Origin of the sequence: Lunatimonas lonarensis (genome assembly GCF_000390185.1) — a bacterium.
Lineage (GTDB): Bacteria > Bacteroidota > Bacteroidia > Cytophagales > Cyclobacteriaceae > Lunatimonas > Lunatimonas lonarensis.
In genome coordinates this window covers 131627-151843 of record NZ_AQHR01000104.1, presented here as the reverse complement: position 1 = coordinate 151843, position 20217 = coordinate 131627, and the positions used below count along the sequence as shown (strand labels likewise).

Genomic DNA, 20217 nt, shown 5'->3' with positions numbered 1-20217 from the left:
TTTGCCTTATTGGCCAAAATTTTTAACTCCGTAAAGTAGTACTAGTTAACTCCAATTAAACCAGAAATCCATTACAAATCCCCGATAGTATCCCCATCAATAGAAGATCCTATATTGATAAAAAAATGGTTAATTATAATTTATAACTTTTAACTAATATAAAATTTTGTATTAAATACAATAAAAATAAAAATTTATAAAATAATTTTATGAATAATCAAATATTTAATAAAAACAATAAATCAATATGCTTTGTCGTATTGAATGTATAGATTTATCTAATGCAAACAGAGTTACTTCAATCAAAACGGGGTCAATAGAACTTTGGCCACTTTTTGGATTCTAGGCGTTTCCATTGTATCTAAAGAATTTCTACCATAAATTTCGCTCAGATACAGGCAGCATACCACTTGACAATATTCCAACGAAAAACCAGAATACATGAAAATACTAGTAGAAGAAGTGTTTGTCACAGAAGGAATTCCTCAATTCACCTTTGTTAAACCACCGAACTATAATGAAATATTGCTAGACATACGGAGGAAAGGAAAACCTGTTATTATTGAAGGCCAATCTGGTACCGGAAAAACTACAACAGTTAAGAAAATAATCTCGCAACTTGCAGCTGATATTGAGATAACATATTTGACGGCAAGACAAGCTGTTGATATCGAAGCCATAATGAATATCGCTCAAAATAAGCCCAAAGGGTTTTTCATTATTGATGATTTTCATCGTTTATCTTCCGATTTACAAACTGAATTAGCAGACATCGCTAAACTTGCTGCTGAAACTTCAGATGAAAATTTACCAAAATTAATTCTTGTTGGGATAAATCAAGTTGGTTCTTCTCTAATATTAATGGTTCATGACATAGCAAAACGAACAGGTATCCATAGAATTGCTCCAGGAGATTACAAAACCATCTTAAAATTGATTAAAAGTGGAGAGGAAAAATTAAATGTTAAATTCGCAAATATTGACTCCATTTTTCCGGAAAGCAACGGCGATTACTGGCTAACTCAAGCCATTTGTCAAACTATTTGCGTCAAAAATGATATTTTAGAAAATCAAGAAAATACCGCAGTCTTAAATTTCGATGATTCTCAAGTGAGAACCTCTATGGTTTCCAAACTGTCTCACGCTTATAAAGATCCTGTAAAGGATTTTTGTAGAGGCCGGCGATTCAGACCAAGTAACGACCCATATTTCAAGCTCTTAAGGTTAATTTCTAATCAAGACAGTTCTATAGTTGACTTAAATGAACTTGCGAATGCACATAATGATATGCGAGCTAGCATAAATGGTATAAAAGAGAGACGTTTAAGTACGCTATTAGAATCTAAACCTCTATGTGGTCAATATTTTTTCTACAATCAAAAAAATAAATCATTTGCAATCGAAGATCCTGCATTATTCTATTATATGTGTAATGTCGATTGGGAGGAAATTCGTAGAGATTGTGGTTTCAGAGACAATGTTAAACCAAGAGAATTTGAGATCGCAATTTCCTTTGCGGGAGAAAACAGACAACTCGCTAAATACATTGCAGAACAATTAGATTCTATCGATGTATCTGTATTTCTAGATGAACACTATGAAGCAAACTATCTTGGAAAAGCTTGGAGCAAAGAGTTTGAACGAATTTTTATCGAAGATTCAAATCTTGTTATATGCTTATTAGATCAAAATCATAGAGACAAAATTTGGCCTACTTTTGAGCGAGATTGTTTTAAAAAAAGAATTCCAAATGCGGAGGTTATTCCCGTATTTTTAGATGACACGGTTTTTAACGGAATCCCAGAAGACATAGTTGGAATAAAATTCAAGTGGGATCCATCGGAACTAAATTGGCAAGATAAGGTCGAAAATGAGATCGTTTTCAAAATTTGGGAAAGAATTGAAAATGAGTAATATCGCCTAATGGCAGACTACCTAGTAGGATTTCTCTGAACAGGTATAATTCTTACGTATATCAGCCGCAGGCGTTGACCATTATTGCCAGCCATAGGGAACGAATGACCTCGAATTCCTTCCAGTGGCTAATCCCTTTTTGTAAACCAAACCATTTTTTCAAGTATTTTGCACGATATACTTGACAAAGTACCTCTAATCCCTATTTCTCCACACGTCTGCTCTATAATTATTTTCGATTGAACCTACGCCAACTTTCTTCGAATACGCATCAGATCTATCCACAGAGATTTAAAAAAATATCGGTGACTGAAATTTTTTTTCACCGGTGTGGCAGTATACTTGTCGGATCAGAAAAGGATTTAAAGCATGCACATGAGGCACCTAGTTATTCTCATAGGGCTGATTCTAATGGTGGCGGCAGGCTTGGATCTATTTGAGATTTATCCCATAAAAGGCATTCAACTTATTTTTGGGATTTATTCATCAAGCATGCTGTTGTATGGGTTGCTTCGGGGGAGGAAGTTGAAAAAAGAACCGCAGGAGAATAAGTAGGTATTCGGGATGGTTCGCTAAACTATGTCTAGGTTTAAATGGCAGTTCACCCGAACGCATTCATTTTCCATGTCTTTTCGTTCCGGCTTATCGACAGAAAGGTCTGATTCAACTGTGCTGTTCTGGCACCCTCTTCGGTAACGGAGGCATACACTTGGCTCAGATCCACACATTGGAATTAACGTAAAAAGAGAACGGGTTAAAGATCTGACCCTGTCCTACGAAATAGCCGCTGATGTGGGATTCGATTCTTTCGCCTTTTTGATGACTAGGGAACAAAGGTAGAAAAGATCTCCTACAACAAAATCAAAGGGGCTACAAATTGCAGCCCCTTTGAATTACAGCTAGATCAAAGATATTTTATTTATTTGCCATCAATTTAAATCAATGCTGTACGATTACCCGGGTTCTTCCGATTATGCCCTTGGCATCATAGATACCCAGTACGTACACGCCACTCTTAATGTCAAATGTCGGAACAGTAATGACTCCGGATGCTGTCCAAAGGAAATCAGACGGGTGTATTGATTTCACCAGTTGACCTGCCATATCGTGGATTAGCATATACCCAAGCTCTCTTTGCGAGTTGATCACAACATTCGCATAATCATTTGCGGGATTTGGATAAACGGTGAGGTTTTCAAGCGATTGGTTTACTACTTGTACCGGAATTTCGACCTCGCCCTCGGCTGACCCTTCAACTTCCATCTCTCTGTATCCTCGTAGATTCTGTCCGGCAAGGAGTGTTTTGCCGGTTTCATCTACAATCCCAATGGCCGAAATGATCGCATTATTGGCACTGGCACTAAATCCGAGATCCAGTTTGCCGTCTTTGACGAGAATATCCCTGAACACCAATTTTACCTCCTTATTCCTGAACTCTGCAAACATATCGAAGTTCGATTTTACCTTTACCCCTTCGATAGAGATATCGAATACCCGCTGTCCTTCCTGTTCAATACGTCCATTCAGACCAAAGAAGGTTTCCTTATGGTAGGTCTCAATTGTGTAGACTCCGTTAGGAACGGGAATCTCGTACCGGAACTGCTGGGCAAATCTGCCACTCCTGAAGAGAGGCTCTGTACTCGCGGTAGTATTGCTGCTGACATTTGTTCCCGAAGTTTTCAGGTAGTCTGCAGGAATTCGGACGAACTCATTGCCGCCATAGGTGATATTGCCTTGGTTGCCTGTGCTGAAATATATCCCAACCGGTATAGGTGCAACTGTAGGTTCTGTGATCGGAACGATCATAAATCCTGAGATGATCGCATTGTTTACGGAGGCTCTTAGATCGATATTGAGGAAATTGTCACGAACTTCGAACACACCGTGGTCGAGAACAACCTCCTTGTTGTTGAATTCTACAAACATATCAAGATCCTTTTTCACAATAGCACCCTCGACTGAGATATCAAACACTCGCTGACCCTTTCGTGCGGCTGGGCCGGTTTTGCCAAAGTGCGTTTCGTGATGGTAGGTTTTTACCTGGTATTTTCCGTTCGCTACGGGGATCTCGTATGCGAGGCTTGTCGCAAATCTTCCCGCTTGGAACAGTTCATCCGGACTTGCGCCGGTGTTTGTTGAAACGCCTGTACTGGATGTCTTCAGGTAATTTCCCTGACCGACAAAATCAATATTTTGGTAGGTCACCGGGTTAGCTCGGAATGTGTTGACCGCAATGATGTTTATAGGCTCGACAGCGGGCGGAGTTGTATTCTGCTCATCGCCAGGTTTTGTGATAGGCTGTTGACTTCCAGTCCAGGGTAGGATGGAAATACCGGATATAATCGCATTGTTTACCGAAGCGGCCATTTCGATATGCAGTACATTGTCGGTAACTAGTATTTCGTGAAAGGTGAGAACCGTTTCCTGGTTGGCATTTTCAAGGAATAGGTCAAAATTCTCCTTCACCTTCTTCCCTTGAATGGCAATATCAAATACCCGCCGGTTAGGCCCTCCCAGCCTACCGTTCATGCCAAAGAAGGTTTCGTGATGGTAGGTTTTTACCGTATAGGTTCCGTTGGTAACGGGAATGGCCATCACAAGTGAGGAGCCAAATCTGCCGGTTTGGAACATCGGTTCGATGCTTGCGGCTGGATTATTGCTCACGTTCGTAGCGGAGACAAAGTAATCAAGGCTTTCGCCGGAAAATGAAACCCCTTCGTATTCCACACCATTATCGCTACCGAAATTCATAAACAGTTCAGAAACGGGAACACCTGCAGCCTCCTTCGCAGGAGAGGAAGTCTCCTCCTCAATTTCTTCCGGCTCTTCCACCTCTTCTTCTGCCTTCCCCTCTGTATCAACCACCTCGTTTCCAGTCCTAAACAGGACAACTGAGCCGAAAGGAGGGATCACCACCTGTCCTGAAACGGTATTGTTCTGTGCGTTGATAAAGGTGCCGTTTAGCGCAATAGTCTTAGGGCTGGCTGTATGGTTAAATTCAAAATGGATCTTCTCCTCTGGTAGGACTTGGTGTATTTCTACGGGAACGATTTCAAGGTCGTCGAGTAGATAGGTAATGTTCCCTTCACTGCATGCAATCATCAATGACGCCTTGTCTAGGTCAATTTGAGGAACTAGGATAGTCTGATACTCATTGGTCTCGGATGATAGCTCTACCGTATTCATAGCCGAGATGGTTGCCCATGGCGATCCAGAATGTCGGAAATATAGCCTCAATGGAGCCTTTTTAGTAGCCCTTGACTTGAACCGCACCAAATAATTTCTTTCCTTGTTGACCTGGCCTATATCAATCTTCAAAGTAGCACCACTTGAACTTGTCGCTACTTGAAGGGTTCCTCCATTTATTCCGTCTTTTAGCCATGTCAATGTTGAGTTATTTGAGCTGACTCCAGATACATTTCTATCAAATCCTTGATTAGGAAAGGCATTGCTACCAGTCACCTTTTCAACAACAAATTTCTCAAACTCAACCGTAGTGCTTTTGGAGCCTAGGTCTTTTCCCATTTCGCGTTGCCACCGGTCGAGGTTATAAAAATTCTCCACAAAGGCTCCACTACTATTGGGATTGCGGGTATAAAGGCTGTATTCATCACCAAATGGTCGGAAAAACGTATTGTTTCTTGCAGACACCATCTGGGAAATGTCGTTTTTATGACTACGTAGTGTGTAGGCATTCTGGTCCTCAAATTTTGAGAAAAAGGTATTTCCTTCGATCAACACGTTTCTCGTATCCTTGCCAAGGTTGCTATTACCTATGTTGATCAACATGTTTGAATTATAGATGGTATTGTTGCGAACCTGAACGTTATAGGAATTGGACATTTTTATTCCACTGTTTGAATTGGCAATGGTATTGCCTACAATTTCGATTCCATTGGAATTATCGTCCAAAAATATGCCTTCTGCCTGGGGATTAAACCCACTCTTGGTCATATAGGCTAGCCCACCTTTGCTACCAATACCATTGATAATGATGTTTGCCTCTACCTTTCGATTATGCACATCGGGATTATTATGACCACCATAGGTATAGATCCCGCCTCCATCTCCTTTCGTTAGGCAAAAGGTATCCACAAAATTGTGCCTGACTACTGTGTTGTTCCCGTTGAACTGTATGCCGTTGTACCCCACAGCGGAAACTTGATTCCTTTCGATGAGAATATTATCAGAAACGGCGAAAATCCCGACGCCGCTTCCATCCCCGTTTGCATTTCTGCCCGGTATTGTGGCAACATCAGTGAGGCTGTTGTTTCTTATCACAGCTCCCGGATTACCAAACCTAAGGAACAGCCCGTTATTATAACTACTAGAAACGTTATTTCCATCAATCAACAGATTGGTATGGCTTAGGATATGCATACCGTTTTCACCGGTAAAGGCGATGTCGACACCCCTGATTGTTACGTTGTCACCGTTCGAACCAAAGAAGATCGCATCTTGGTTTGCCCCGCTCAAATGTAGGTTTTCGAGAAGGATATGGTTTGCTCTATTTGCCTTGGTAATTAGATAAGGAAGGGTGGCTACCTCTACGCTAGCTGTCGAAACATGTTGGTTTCCAAAGAACACCCTGATTCTCCTGGTAGAGGGATTGAAGTACCACTCACCATATTGATCTAGTGTCCCCGGGTGGTTTTGTACGAAAAAGCCAAATCCGGGAGAAGGGGGATACGAGGCACCACTGTTATCAAATGTGATGGTACCTCCGGAATGGCCCGTAATTCGATGTGTGTCTATCACCCATTGAACTTTTTTGATGACAACCTCGCCGTTTTGCCAGTTGGCAATGTTCGGAAAAACTCCAGTTACAGCATTTGATCCATTTGTAGATGAAATGGTAATGTACCCTTCGTTATCTGCGTCTGGGTTAGGGAAACGCCCCAACTCCACACGCTTGCCATTTAACAAGACTACCTTGACTTCTGAGGTGGATAGGCCGGCCTTACTTTCAAAAATGGTATTCCCCAGGTTGTTCCAACCGTTTACTTCTACAAATGAAGTAATCATGGGCTTAGTACCAACTCCATAGGCACCAATTCTTATTGGGTTGCCTGGGCTACCAGAACTAGTTATGTGGATGGTGCCATAGTAACGCTCTCCTCTTTTGAAGTAGATGTTATCCCCCCCCGTTAGACTAGGAAAAACCTCATTTAGTTTTGAAATGCTTTTCCAGGGAGTGGCTGGATTTTGTGCCTGCACGCTCGTCCGATTATCATCTCCCGATACACTGGAGAAGTAGTAATCGACAGCAAAAGCTGACTGGCAGAGTATTGCCAACCATGCTAAAATCATCAGTTTAATCGTGTTCGTTTTCATTGCCGTATCCTTTAGATTCCAATTTTTCTATCGAAGGCTGTAGGTGCCATTTTTTACTGTGTGCTTATTTTGTCGGCGGTTTTTCGATTTTCATATTTCAAAATCAGTACTTTGATGTTTGAAATTATATTTTTTGCATTTTGTTATATGCAATATGAAATTCTAATTAAATCGCCTTTAATTATAATAAACAGTATTTAATTTTATTTTGCAACTATTACCTGAATCGGAAAATGGTGTCGGATCAAAAGAAAATGATGGGGTTTTTACTACAAAAAATCTTTTTTGCGTTTCGCAACTTCAAAACTGTGGGATCTACTAATTTACCGAATGAAAAAAAAATTGCTTTTTTTTTGGAAAGTCAAAAAATAAATTCAGCCTGTTGTCCAACCTTCAAAATTCGTAAAGGATTAATTTCGAAAGGCACCGTTCCTGAACTTAAAGGGATGACATTTTAGTCAAAAAGAAATTGGTTTTCACCAATACTGATTTTACGTAACGAATGGTTTGCATCAAAAATAAGGTCAATTGATTCATGAGGGAACGGATTGGGCAGTTGTTCCCAATGAAGCCTGGTTACTTTGACCGTGGGCACCTCAGACAAAAATCGTAGCATTAGTACCGAATTGTCAGCAGGTACTACGTTCGTAAAACTCCATGTCTTTTTATTCAGGCCCGGCTCAAGCAGATGGTGCTTGGTCTCTGAAAGAGTTGCCCAGGGACTTCCGACGTTTCTCAGGTATGCCTGTAGTATTACTTGGGAAGAAACATCAACTTCTATCTCCAGTTTGTAGTAATACCCAATACAAAGCTGTCCGGATTCCAAGCGAACCCCTGTGTCGGAGGTGTCCGACTGAAGAAGAAGGGTCTGACCGTCCTTCCTAATGTTGGCACTGTTGTTAATTGGATTCACCTTTGACATCGAAAGTGACAAAAGATCAATAGACTTCGCAGGCGCAGGGTGATTCAACTTCGGAGAGGAACGCAACCTTTCTATCTGAGGAGCGTTTTCAACTTCCTTCCAGTCAGCTTGAACAAGATGTCTATCACCCACTTGAAAGGGGAACTCATTGCTGTCCACATGGAAGTACTTATTTTCTTTAAAGACAATGCTACCCGAAAAATCACCTCGGCCGACAGCCACTTTGACCAATTTCTGTGACTCTTTTGAAGAAATCAACAGATTTCCCCTCACAATTACACCCTCTATAGCATCTCCGAGATGGTCATCAGAAAAAGAAAGTAGGTTGAGGCAATCAAAAACGATGTTGTCATGTATTGCTATTGTTCGACCATTGTGAACATTTATGCCATTTCTACTCATGAAGCCGATCCGATTGCTTGAGACTTCTACACCTGACGCATTGTCGTCAATGTAAATACCCTCTACTTGGGGCGATCCTCCCGATTTCTGGTAGCGGGTGCCTAAACGGTTGCCTTTTCCGTTTAAAACGGTATTATCTCTTACGACTCGATTTCGAAAAGATTGGTTTCGTTTTCCTTCGTAGGTGTAAATCCCTCCCCCATCATTCTTCGTTAAACAGAATTCGTCGATCCAATTCCCCTCGACAACCGTTTGGTTTCCCCCAAAATAAATCCCTGTATACCCAATATTTCTGAGGGTATTTCCCGACACCTTGCCATTGTCCGACCGAAGATAAATTCCAATGCCTGATTGATCTCCGCCAGCACCCATCCCCGGAAACAGGTTCGTGTTTAAGACCGTATTATTGGCAATTGTGGAACTGGGGGTTCCGTACCTAAGAAATATTCCGTTATTAAACGAATCTTTGATTAGGTTGCCAGTTATGTTCACACGTAAAAAATTCATTATCGTAATGCCGTCTTCTCCAGATCCGGAAATGGTACAATCACTGATCGTAATATTACTGCCCCCATCCAAAAACACTGAAGACTTCGCCGAACCAGAAAAATGAATGCCTTGCACAACCACATTTGAGATCCTTCCCGAATTGACCAGTAAATGATTTAAAAGACTAACTTTAACTTCCGAAGGAGTGGATGCCTTCCCCATATACACATAAAGGATATTTTCTTCGGCATCGTGAAACCATTCCCCGTACTGATCCAATGTATTGATATGGTTTTGAATGAAAAAACCGTAGCCTTCTGTTGGTTGATAGCTGGTATTCTTCTCAAATGAAACACCCTTGGCGTCGACAGACAATATTTTGCCCCTATCAATGATCCACTCATTCAATCGCAAAACAATTTCCGCTCCGTTAAACCCAAGAAGCTCGCTTCCCTCTTCATGAAATATATAGGTCTCTTTAGGAGAAGTGCTATACACCATATATTCAAGGTTTGGATATCTTCCCATTTGTCGCACTTCCCCTCCTACAGATACCATATGTATCTTTTTGGGATCTGCCTGAAAAAGGGAAGAAAGATCATATCGAACTACTCCTTCCGATAGGCGATCCAACCCCTCAACCTCCACCCAGCCTGTGATAATCGGAAGATCCCCCTGCCCATAGTTTGTCAAAACTATGGGAGACCGTAATGTCCCCGAGCTCATCAGCTGTATTTCTCCAAAAAAAACATCATTGCACCTAAAAAAAACCGAATCCCCTGCCTGCAAACTCGCTGAAATGGAATTGAACTTTTCGATACTTGCCCACGGTGTTACTGGATTTGCAGCATCTTTTGCTGTCCTGCTGTCATCTCCGATCGAAGACGAAAAATAATAATTCGCCGCCATACCCCTCACCGAAGCTGCGAACAAAGAAAAAAAAAGCCCTATCTTAATAAAAAACCGTAAGCTATACACCCCAATCCGATTCTGTTGATCTTTTTTCCTCAATAATATTGCGTTAATATACCAAAAAATAAAAAAGCCTGTATTTACTAACACAGGCTTTCCTTATTTTTTGGCACTGATACTATGGATTCACAATTAACTTGTGTCTGAGGACCATTTCTCTCTCGGTCATGACCGTAAGAATATATATCCCCTTGGGAAGGTGTCCTACAGGTATTTCGTAGTTGCCGTCGTTATAGGACATTCCTCTAGCCGGATAAGTCTGAACTATCTGACCACTTGTATTTGAAATCTGAACCGTAAAGTCCAATAGATCCTCTACCAATTTGAGGTAAGCGACATGAGAGGCGGGGTTCGGGAAAACCTTTGAGTCACTTCCTTCTTCAAAGCCCGACAAGAAAGTACCCCCCATATTGGCATCTACCGTGAAAAATTCACGAACTTGCCTTAGGTTACTGGTCCCCATTGAGACGTTTGCACCCTGAGGTATTACCGCTATTCCTGAAATGGTTGCGTTGTTGATACTGGCTATCAAATCGATCTCTAGTAATTCGTCACCCACCAGTATATTCTCGAATGTTAGTACGATAGGCCTATTTTCAGACTCTACGAACAAGTCAAGATCGCGTTGCTTCAAATCTCCCTCGACATAAATGTCGAATACACGCCTCCTGGGCCCTGTTAAGGAGATCCGTTTACCAAAGTACGTTTCGTTGTGGAAAGTAACCACGGTATAGCTTCCATTGGCCACTGGGATTTTGTACCTCAAATCCGGGGCAAACCGATGCGATTGGAATAGGCGCTCACTACTTGCCCCCGAGAAACTGCTTATATTAGAAGCCCCCGAGAAATACGACGGATTGAAATCCGAACTAAAGCTATAGCCTCCATAAGTCACTGGATCACTGCTTCCTGTATTGATAAAGAATGAAGGCCTACTATCTTCTTCCAGGCTTGCCCCATCTTTGGAAACCAGCCCTATGCCCGAGATGATCGCATTGTTTGTAGAGGCCAACAACCTTAAATCAAGTACTCCGTCCCGAACGACTATATCATCAAACACCAATTTCATTTCCCTATTGGAGGTTTCCAGGAACATATCTATGTCCTTTTTAACGACAACTCCCTCCAGCCAGATATCAAAAACCCGTTGACCTTGGCGCGCAGTAATCCCATTTGAACCAAAATGGTTTTCCTTATGATAAGTTGTCACCACATAGGTACCGTTCGGGACTGGAATCGTATATCTCAGATCCGCCGCAAAACGGTGGGTCTGAAACAAAGGAATTGAACTCGACAAGGTGTTTTCATTGGTGTTGGAACTAGAAAAGAACGGTGTAGCAAAGTCACTTATGAACACATTCCCATCGTGGTGTTCATTTGTTCTACCCCCGGCATTGATAAACAGTGAAAAGCCACCCCTGCTTTCTTCCACTCTATTTGGTATTACCTGTATGGCGGCGATGATAGCATTATTAGCACTGGCAGTTAGTTCAACTGTCAGTACGCCATCGGCGACGACAATGTTTTCGAAGGTAAGTGCCGTTTCGGTATTTTTGAATTCCCTGAACAAATCCAGGTCTTTCTTCACTACATTCCCTTCGATTGCTATGTCGAATACCCGCTGGCCTTCTGTGGCTGCCGGGCCGGAAACCCCAAAATACACCTCATGGTGATAGGTAATCACCGTGTAGGAACCATTTTCTACCGGAATATCAAATTTCATGCTTGGAGCAAAAGCCGCTGATTGATAGATACTGATATTACTTGAAGCGGTACGAACAATGTTGTTATAATTGCTGGTTTGTATAGAGGTACCAGCAACCGGTATATACGTTATGCCCTGAAACTCTCCCGGTGAAGTAGTTCCAAAGTTAATAGATACTCCATTGATACCATCCGTCGTCCCGTTCCCTATAGATGTAGTCGGCTGGCGGACAACGACCGTAATCGGCTCCGAAAAGGTTGATTGTCCATTCGCGTCAACGGCCTGCGCCCTTAGTTGGTGTGTACCAAGTGGCGCATTCCATCTGAAGGAATAAGGTGCAGAAGTAGTACTTCCTATTTGTTGTTCTCCACTGAAATAGTTTACCCTCACAATGGAACTCGACTGAGAACTAGCATTTGCTGTAAGATTGACGGCAGTCCCGAAATCAAATTGCTGATTGTTTGACGGTGCAGTAAGCTGAATAGAAGGTGGAGCAACCGGAGAGGTTTCGTTCTTCCCATCTGTACGAATCAAAACCATGGATGTGAACGGATCTAGTTCGATCCTATTACTGTAGGTCCTGTTCCACGCGTCCACGTAGGATCCATTCAATGGAACGGTTTTTTTCGTCTTGGAAGCATTGTATTCAAATAGAAAAACCTCCTCTGGCTTCGTTACATTTACCTCTGCCTCTCTGAACGAAAGATCATCGAGCCAATAGGTCCAATTTCCATCGTCGGAAACCAACATGATAACGGCGTCTTCTACATTGATGGATGAAGTTAGATGAACATTAAACTCATTGGCACGAGTACCCAAGTTTACCACTGAGGTATTGGAAAACTGCTCCCATGGCGAACCCGAAAACCGAAGAAAGACCCTCAGTGATCCAGGTATATTGGAAACACCTCGAAAGGAAAGAATATAATCAGTATTCGCCTTAATAGACCTAACCGATACCCGCGCAACGGAATAACCTGGACTGGATATTTGGAGAGCATACCCTGTCAAAACTCCCAAAACGCGGGAGATTTGACATTGGCTGCAGTTAATACCGTTTGAATTGCTCTCAAAGGATCCGGATGTATACAGCGATGGCCCGGAGAAGCCAACGATGTCAAAAGGTTTCAGTCCGGGAGAGAAAAAGCGCGAGTTTATATCTTTGTTAAAACGGGTTTGCCACCTGCCTAAATCCAAAATTTCCGTCTGCCTCGTTGACCCAGATTGATAAGTCAGGGAAAAATTCCGCTGATGGCCCAGCGGACTGGTGTACCTGTTGTTATCAAAATCAGCCATTTGGGCTATGTCATCTTTGTTGGTTCTAATGGTTACGGCAGCCTGGTCTCCATTCTTTGAAAAGAACGTGTTGTTTGTGATAGTGACATTTCGGGTATCGCCACCATTATTGCTGTTGCCCAGCAGAATATGGCTGTCTGTGTCGTAAAAGGTGTTGTTATGCACCTGAATATCCCTAACGTTAGCCAATTTGATGCCCGTATAGTCCGTATGGGCGATCGTGTTGTTCACCACGCGAACCCCGGTCACGTTGTCATCCAGGAAGATCCCGCTGGCGTGGGGTTTGAAGTTTAAGTCAAACTCCCTTGGAGTGCCTACATTGGATCCAAGGCCATTGACAATGATATTTCCATCAACTTGTCTCCCCCTAAAGACCGTTCCATCTTGCCCTCCGAAAGAATAGATACCCCCTCCATCGTTTTTGTGGATACAATATCCATCTACCAGGTTATTCCTAACGATTGTTCCATTTCCGTTAAAATGGATCCCGTTGTAGCCTGTATTGGTTACGATATTATTTTCAACTAGTATGTTATCCGAGCCTGCAAAGATCCCAACCCCGTTATTACTGCTGCTTTGTGCCCCCCCTTGGAAAAATGAGCTATTTTCTACCCTGTTATTAGTTACTCTGGCTCCAGGGTTTCCAAACCTTAAATAAATACCTGAATTTAAGGAAGTTGATACGACGCAATTGTCTATTTCGAGCTCTAAAACACTTGTAACATAAATACCATTTTCCCCCGCAAACTCTATCAAATTGTTTCTAACCTTGATCCCTGAACCGCCGGAAAGATGTACTGCATCCTTGTTTGATCCCCGAAAATGGAGCCCTTCGACAACAACATTGCTCGAGCCAAAGCTTTTTGTAAGCAGATGGTCCAGCGTCACCAACGATACCCTTCGGGAGGTTGGATTGGTTGAACCAAAGAAAAAATTCAATCGCCTAGAAGTTCTGTTGTAAAACCACTCCCCTTCTAGATCGAGCGTATTTATGTGGTCCTGGATAAAAAAACCATAGTTGATACTGGCCAGATAACCGGTTGATCCGCTATAATTAATGGAATTTCCGCTATGCGAAGTTATTGGATGGCGGTCAATAATCCATTGAACTTTCCTAATGACAGCCTCACCTCCGGTGAAATTCGGGCTTGATGGAAGTTGTGTACTAGAAAGACTATTGTTACCGTTTATTCCGGTGATGGTCAGATATCCCCCATCTTCAACAGCTCTATTCGGAAACCTACCCATCTCCTGAATTTCGCCGTCCATCAAGACCACGCTTACCCCGGATGCCCCAAAGGTGTTAGTACTCTCGAAAATCCCATTTCCCAAATTTCTCCAACCAGTGACCTCGCTGAGGCCAGTAATTACCGGTGCAGACCCAGTCCCATAGGCTCCTATTCTGATCGGATTAGAGGAAGTGCCGGATGCGTTGATATGAATCGAGCCATAGAATACGTCGCCACGCTGGAAATACACCGCATCTCCTGGGCGTAAACTCGAAAAAATGGCATTAAGCTTGCTTATACTACGCCAAGGAGTGCTTGGGTTCTGGGCGGTAGTTGCCGTTCTTGAATCATCTCCGATAGAAGACGAAAAGTAATAATTGGTCGCTTGAACGGGTTTCATGGTCAAGCCAAGAAGAAGGACAGCGAATAACAGGTAGGTTAAACTTGTTTTCATTTACCTTTAGGGTTGATGGTTTTAATTGTAGGCGTTGGTTGTAGAGTTAATTCTATCCGTATTATTTTGGGCAACTAATGGGCAACTAAAGAATGGCTGGTTATATCAACCATTCTCCCAAGGCTATGAAAGCTAACATAGGGTGATTAGCTATCAGGCTGATTGCGTTGGATTCTCCTTTTCACTACCCGGGGTGAAGCTGGGCGTAAAAAAGTTTCAAATCCACAATACCGCTTGTAATATTAATAAAAAAGTATTTCATATACGAAAACTTTTTTTAGAGAATTTGAAATGGTGGTTGCGAGCATACACGATACTGAAAATTTTTTAAATTATGGCAAGAATTTATATTTACATTTTAACCCCAATTAAACTTTATCGGGCATAGGCATTTTTCATTAGCTGAAATTCACTTTCTAACAAAAAGCGTAAAAACAGAAAGAATCATTGCCCCTTTCCAAGCGTTACACTTTCAACTAACCCCCAATCAAATGAAAGGAGAAGTTTCCTACTGATTTACGACTGAAATACCCAGACGGGCAAAGATTGAGATGGCTATTTGCCCTCCGAACCGGGTAATATTCGAAACGACGACGTGGTAGTACGTAGTGAATTATTCTCATAGGGAAAACCATGCCAAAAAAATAAAATTCCACTGCTTTTTCTGCCAATTCGGAAAAAATCCAGTGAAGCCATCTGTCAATTTGGCATAAAACGCGGTGGTGCATCGCTTGGCACACCTGTTGATAATCGGTATCCCAAACGAAGAACTTATAAATTCAAAAAACATACATCATGGGAAAAATCATAGGTATTGACTTGGGGACTACCAACTCATGCGTGGCCGTAATGGAGGGAAGTGAGCCTGTAGTTATCCAAAACAGTGAAGGGAGAAGGACCACGCCATCTATAGTGGCGTTTTTGGATAATGGAAACGGCGAGCGAAAGGTGGGGGATCCTGCCAAGCGTCAGGCCATTACCAATCCGCAAAATACGGTTTCTTCGGTCAAGCGTTTCATGGGAAAGAAATTCTCGGAAATTACCGAGGAGAAAAAACACATCTCCTACAGAATAGACAAGGGATCGAATGATACGGTAGTCGTAAAAATCGGTGACAGAAACTACACGCCACAGGAGATATCAGCAATGATACTTCAAAAAATGAAATCCACCGCAGAAGATTTCTTGGGTCAGGGTATTACCGAGGCGGTTATCACAGTCCCCGCCTACTTTAACGACGCCGAAAGGCAGGCAACAAAGGAGGCTGGTCAGATCGCCGGTTTGGAAGTAAAACGGATTATCAATGAGCCAACGGCGGCTGCTTTGGCGTATGGCTTGGACAAAAAGAACAAGGACATGAAGATTGCCGTCTATGATTTGGGCGGCGGTACCTTTGATATTTCCATCCTTGAGTTAGGTGACGGCGTGTTTGAGGTTAAATCTACCAACGGCGACGTGCATCTCGGGGGAGATGATTTTGACCAGGTTATCATCAACTGGCTGGCGGACGAATTTAAAGCAGAGGAGGATATGGATCTCAGAAAGGATCCCATGGCACTTCAGCGATTAAAGGAGGCAGCTGAAAAGGCAAAGATCGAACTGTCTAGTTCCTCTAGCACTGAGATTAACTTGCCCTATATTACAGCGACCCAGTCCGGTCCAAAACACTTGGTCCGAAGCCTTTCAAGGGCAAAGTTTGAGCAGCTTTCAGAAAGCCTGATCAGAAGGTCGCTTGAACCTGTTAAAAAGGCCATGAGCGATGCAGGTCTTTCTCCATCTGACATCGACGAAGTCATCTTGGTTGGTGGATCAACGCGTATTCCAAAGATTCAGGAAGAAGTCGAAAAATTCTTTGGCAAGAAGCCTTCTAAAGGCGTGAATCCGGATGAGGTGGTAGCGATTGGCGCAGCCATTCAGGGTGGTGTATTGACCGGGGAAGTGAAGGATGTATTGCTATTGGACGTTACGCCGCTTTCATTGGGAATTGAGACCATGGGCGGTGTACTCACCAAATTGATCGAGGCAAATACAACGATCCCAACTAAAAAATCGGAAGTGTTCTCTACGGCCGCAGATAACCAACCTGCGGTGGATATTCATGTCTTGCAAGGAGAGCGCCCGCTTGCCAAAGATAACCGCAGCATCGGAAGGTTCCAATTGGCCGATATCCCACCTGCTCCCAGGGGTGTTCCTCAAATAGAAGTGACATTCGATATCGATGCAAACGGTATTTTGAGTGTGTCCGCGAAAGATAAGGGTACTGGTAAAGAGCAAAAAATCAAGATTGAAGCATCTTCTGGTCTTTCTCAAGATGAGATAGAACGGATGAAACGCGAGGCTGAGGCAAATGCTGCATCTGATAAGGCGGAAAAAGAAAAAATTGACAAATTGAATCAGGCAGATGGTCAGATTTTCCAAACAGAGAAGCAACTGAAGGAATACGGAGATAAGTTGTCAGACGGAAATAAGTCGGCAATCAATTCGGCGCTCGATACCTTAAGAGCGGCCCATAAGTCGCAGGACCTATCGGCCATTGACGCGGGTATCGAATCGCTGAACAATGCATGGGCAGCAGCATCGCAGGAAATTTATAACGCAACTCAGGGAGCCCCCGGCACAGGGGAACAGGCTGGACAGGAAGGTCCATCGAATGCTTCAGGTGATGGCGTGTCCGATGTAGACTATGAGGAGGTGAATGAGGAGGGCAAGAAATAGCACCTGAGTCTTCCAGCGTTTGGTCAATAACGGCGTTCCGGTAGATGGAATGCCGTTATTTATGTTATATTATTCCAATGGCAATTTGGCGGCCCCGGTTATGCCGCACTTTCACCATAAACGATTCATGATGGAGCTTACCGCAGACAATAAATTGAGAAAACTGATCATAGTAGGGGATCGACTGCTGATAAAGTTGAAGAAGGCGGATCAAAAGACCTCCAGCGGACTTTATCTCCCACCTGGGGTACAGGAAAAGGAGAAGATACAGCAGGGATACATCATCAAGGCAGGACCGGGATACCCTATTCCGCTACCGGTAGAGGAAAATGAGCCTTGGAAAGATCAGGGCGAAGGCGTGAAGTACATTCCGCTTCAGGCAAAAGAAGGAGATTTGGCGGTATTTCTACTAAACGGTGCATATGAGGTGGTTTACGAGGGGGAAAAGTACTTTATCGTTCCACAAAATGCCATTCTTATGTTAGAAAGAGAAGAGGACCTTTAATAGCATATCTAAACTATTATTTTGTGCCAAAAAGGGCACCTTGGACTGCTACGTCCCAGGTGCCCTTTTTGTTTTCCTAGCCACTTTTGATTACTTCGGTCAATTTGTTTTAGATTACTTAATATTCGTTAAAAAAATCACATAACAAAATATTATTGCTAAAATAATTTAAAAATAAGCCATTAAGTATTAACTAAAATTAATTTACCTACATATTATCAGTTAAAAAATAAACCTAATAGATGTATTTTAATCAGTAAAAAAAGCAGGTAGGTAAAAATTTTAACTTAAAAACGATCATAATTTGCATATTTGGTAATTTAAGGTTAATATTGAGCTTCTAAAGAACAAATAGTTGAATACGAATAAAATTCCGTTTGTTCGATAGTTTTAAAAACAACCTAAATCAAACAAAAAGATGAAAAAAATCGACATTCCAGCTTTCTCAAAGGTAATTGCAGCCTTGACTCTAATTTTGTTTCTGGGACTCTCTTCCGCGTACTCTCAGTCAGATGACAAGTTCAGCTTTGACGTGACATTGAACTCGGATCAGTTCTTCGGGTTCTATCCATTCTTTGCGGGCTCTTATGAACTCTCAGAATCTTCGGCGTTCACATTTTACGGTATTCTCTGGTCTGGTGGTACTGGCGGAGGCTGGGGTAACTGGACCGAATTTGGTGTGGGTATGAACTTCACCGTAGCAGAGGGGCTAGATGTAAATCCACAGATCGGGGTCTTGGGTGGTAGCCTCTTATCTTCCGGAGCCAGAGGAGAGGCAGTGTTCGGAGACGGTATCGTCCCTAATTTAACGATTGGACTGGATAAGTCATCCGTTGAAGGGGAGTTTTACCTTGGATACTATGCGCCGCTAAGGGATTTGGCACCTTCTAATGGCTCTACATTATCTTATCTTCACTACTGGGCAAACTTCGGCGTAAAGGCGAGTGATTTCTTCTCGATCGGTGCCCACTGGGAGCAACTTTCCAACACAGGAGGCTCAAACGTGACTGCTTCCACCACGGTATATCAGTGGATTGGCCCCTACGTGCAGTTTTCTGCCCCATCGGGTAAGGCATTTGCTAGACTGGCAGCAGGTGGAGACTTGGTTGAAGGAAACGATTCCTTCTTTAAACTGACTACCGGATTCAGTTTCTAAGCAATTTAAAATTGAAAAAAACAGAAAACGCCAGGTAGTCGACTAACTGGCGTTTTTTTTATTGTATCGATAGGTTACTGGCTTTGTTGCTGGAGGTAAGCAAATTCCTTTGCGAAATAACTCAAAATGACACTGGCTCCTGCCCGTTTGATACTTAGCAGACTCTCCAGCATGGCTCTTTCCCCATCTAGCCATCCGTTCGCCGCCGATGCTTTGATCATGGCGTATTCGCCGCTTACATTGTAGGCCGCGATGGGTAGGGTGTGGTTGTCTTTTAGAAGCTTGATGATATCCAAGTACGCAAGGGCAGGCTTTACCATTAGAAAGTCGGCACCTTCCTGGTAGTCCAATTCAGCCTCTATCAATGCCTCCTTTGCATTGGCAGGATCCATTTGATACGTTTTTTTATCTCCCGCTTTCGGGGCAGAGTCCAGGGCATCACGAAAGGGGTTGTAGAATGCACTGGCATACTTGGCGGTATACGACATAATGGAAACATCCTTGTATCCATGCTCATCTAAAACCGTACGGATGTAGCCGACACGGCCATCCATCATATCAGAGGGGCCAAGAATGTCAGCACCTGCCTGTGCTTGGGCTATTGCCATCTTGCCAAGAATTTCCAAGGTTTCGTCGTTTAGGATCTTTCCATCCAAGACAAGTCCGTCGTGTCCGTCCGAACTGTAGGGATCCATCGCAACATCCGTCATAACGCATGCCTCCGGAAAGTACTTTTTGACCGATTCGATGGCTTTTAGGTAAAAGGTATCGGGATTAAAGCTCTCGGTGGCTGTTTTATCCTTCTTGGACTCTGGGTAGGCTGGGAAAATGTCAAACGCCCTGATGCCAAGGTTCATACAGGTTTCTATTTCCTTCAGCAATAAGTCTGTGGAAAATCGGTAGATCCCAGGCATGGAGTTCACTTCTATTTGCTGGTTTTTCCCGTCAAGTAAAAAAAGAGGCAGTATGAAGTCTTTTACAGATAATCGGGTCTCTTCGACCATGTTTCGGATTACTTCTGACTTTCTGTTCCTGCGGGGTCTACGGAGCATTTTCATACAGGGTGGATTTGGTTTTTTGTTTTTTCTGTGCAAAGGTACCAAATATTAGCCGTTACTGTATGG

10 protein-coding genes are annotated in these 20217 nt (G+C 42.9%); 5 read left to right on the top strand and 5 right to left on the bottom strand.

Annotated elements, in window-relative coordinates; translation table 11 throughout:
- Positions 1-441: 441 nt before the first annotated feature.
- Complete coding sequence (locus ADIS_RS18240) at positions 442-1914, top strand: TIR domain-containing protein (RefSeq protein WP_010856162.1); 1473 nt, start codon at positions 442-444, stop codon at positions 1912-1914.
- A gap of 375 nt (positions 1915-2289) precedes the next feature.
- Complete coding sequence (locus tag ADIS_RS18235) at positions 2290-2469, top strand: hypothetical protein (protein ID WP_155907606.1); 180 nt, start codon at positions 2290-2292, stop codon at positions 2467-2469.
- A 46-nt stretch (positions 2470-2515) separates the two neighbouring features.
- Here the strand turns inward: ADIS_RS18235 and ADIS_RS23585 are convergent, their stop codons facing one another.
- The 4 genes from ADIS_RS23585 to ADIS_RS18215 all read right to left on the bottom strand — a co-directional run bounded on the left by ADIS_RS23585 (position 2516) and on the right by ADIS_RS18215 (position 14717).
- The gene (locus ADIS_RS23585; RefSeq protein ID WP_010856160.1) at positions 2516-2638 is read right to left on the bottom strand and encodes a hypothetical protein; all 123 of its coding nucleotides are present in this window, start codon (positions 2636-2638) and stop codon (positions 2516-2518) included.
- A gap of 215 nt (positions 2639-2853) precedes the next feature.
- Entirely contained in the window at positions 2854-7248 is a 4395-nt protein-coding gene (locus ADIS_RS18230; protein WP_081634983.1) for a malectin domain-containing carbohydrate-binding protein, read from the bottom strand.
- Positions 7249-7702: 454 nt separating this feature from the next.
- A complete protein-coding gene (locus ADIS_RS18220) occupies positions 7703-10072 on the bottom strand; it encodes a right-handed parallel beta-helix repeat-containing protein (RefSeq protein WP_155907604.1) in 2370 nt (789 codons plus the stop codon).
- A gap of 79 nt (positions 10073-10151) precedes the next feature.
- Positions 10152-14717 (bottom strand): malectin domain-containing carbohydrate-binding protein, encoded by a 4566-nt coding sequence (locus ADIS_RS18215; protein WP_010856156.1) that lies wholly within the window; start codon positions 14715-14717, stop codon positions 10152-10154.
- Between the two features lie 795 nt (positions 14718-15512).
- Here ADIS_RS18215 and dnaK point away from each other — a divergent pair.
- The 3 genes from dnaK to ADIS_RS18200 all read left to right on the top strand — a co-directional run bounded on the left by dnaK (position 15513) and on the right by ADIS_RS18200 (position 19093).
- Positions 15513-17432 (top strand): molecular chaperone DnaK, encoded by a 1920-nt coding sequence (dnaK, locus tag ADIS_RS18210; protein ID WP_010856154.1) that lies wholly within the window; start codon positions 15513-15515, stop codon positions 17430-17432.
- Positions 17433-17562: 130 nt separating this feature from the next.
- Positions 17563-17937, top strand: a complete 375-nt coding sequence (locus ADIS_RS18205) for a co-chaperone GroES (RefSeq protein WP_010856153.1) — start codon at positions 17563-17565, stop codon at positions 17935-17937.
- A gap of 418 nt (positions 17938-18355) precedes the next feature.
- Positions 18356-19093, top strand: coding sequence for a DUF6733 family protein (locus tag ADIS_RS18200; RefSeq protein WP_010856152.1), 738 nt, complete (start codon positions 18356-18358; stop codon positions 19091-19093).
- Between the two features lie 74 nt (positions 19094-19167).
- Here ADIS_RS18200 and hemB read toward each other — a convergent pair whose 3' ends face one another.
- Positions 19168-20145 carry a porphobilinogen synthase gene (hemB, locus tag ADIS_RS18195; RefSeq protein WP_035806872.1) on the bottom strand — a complete coding sequence of 326 codons (978 nt, stop codon included), beginning with the start codon at positions 20143-20145 and terminating at the stop codon, positions 19168-19170.
- Between the last annotated feature and the right edge of the window lie 72 nt (positions 20146-20217).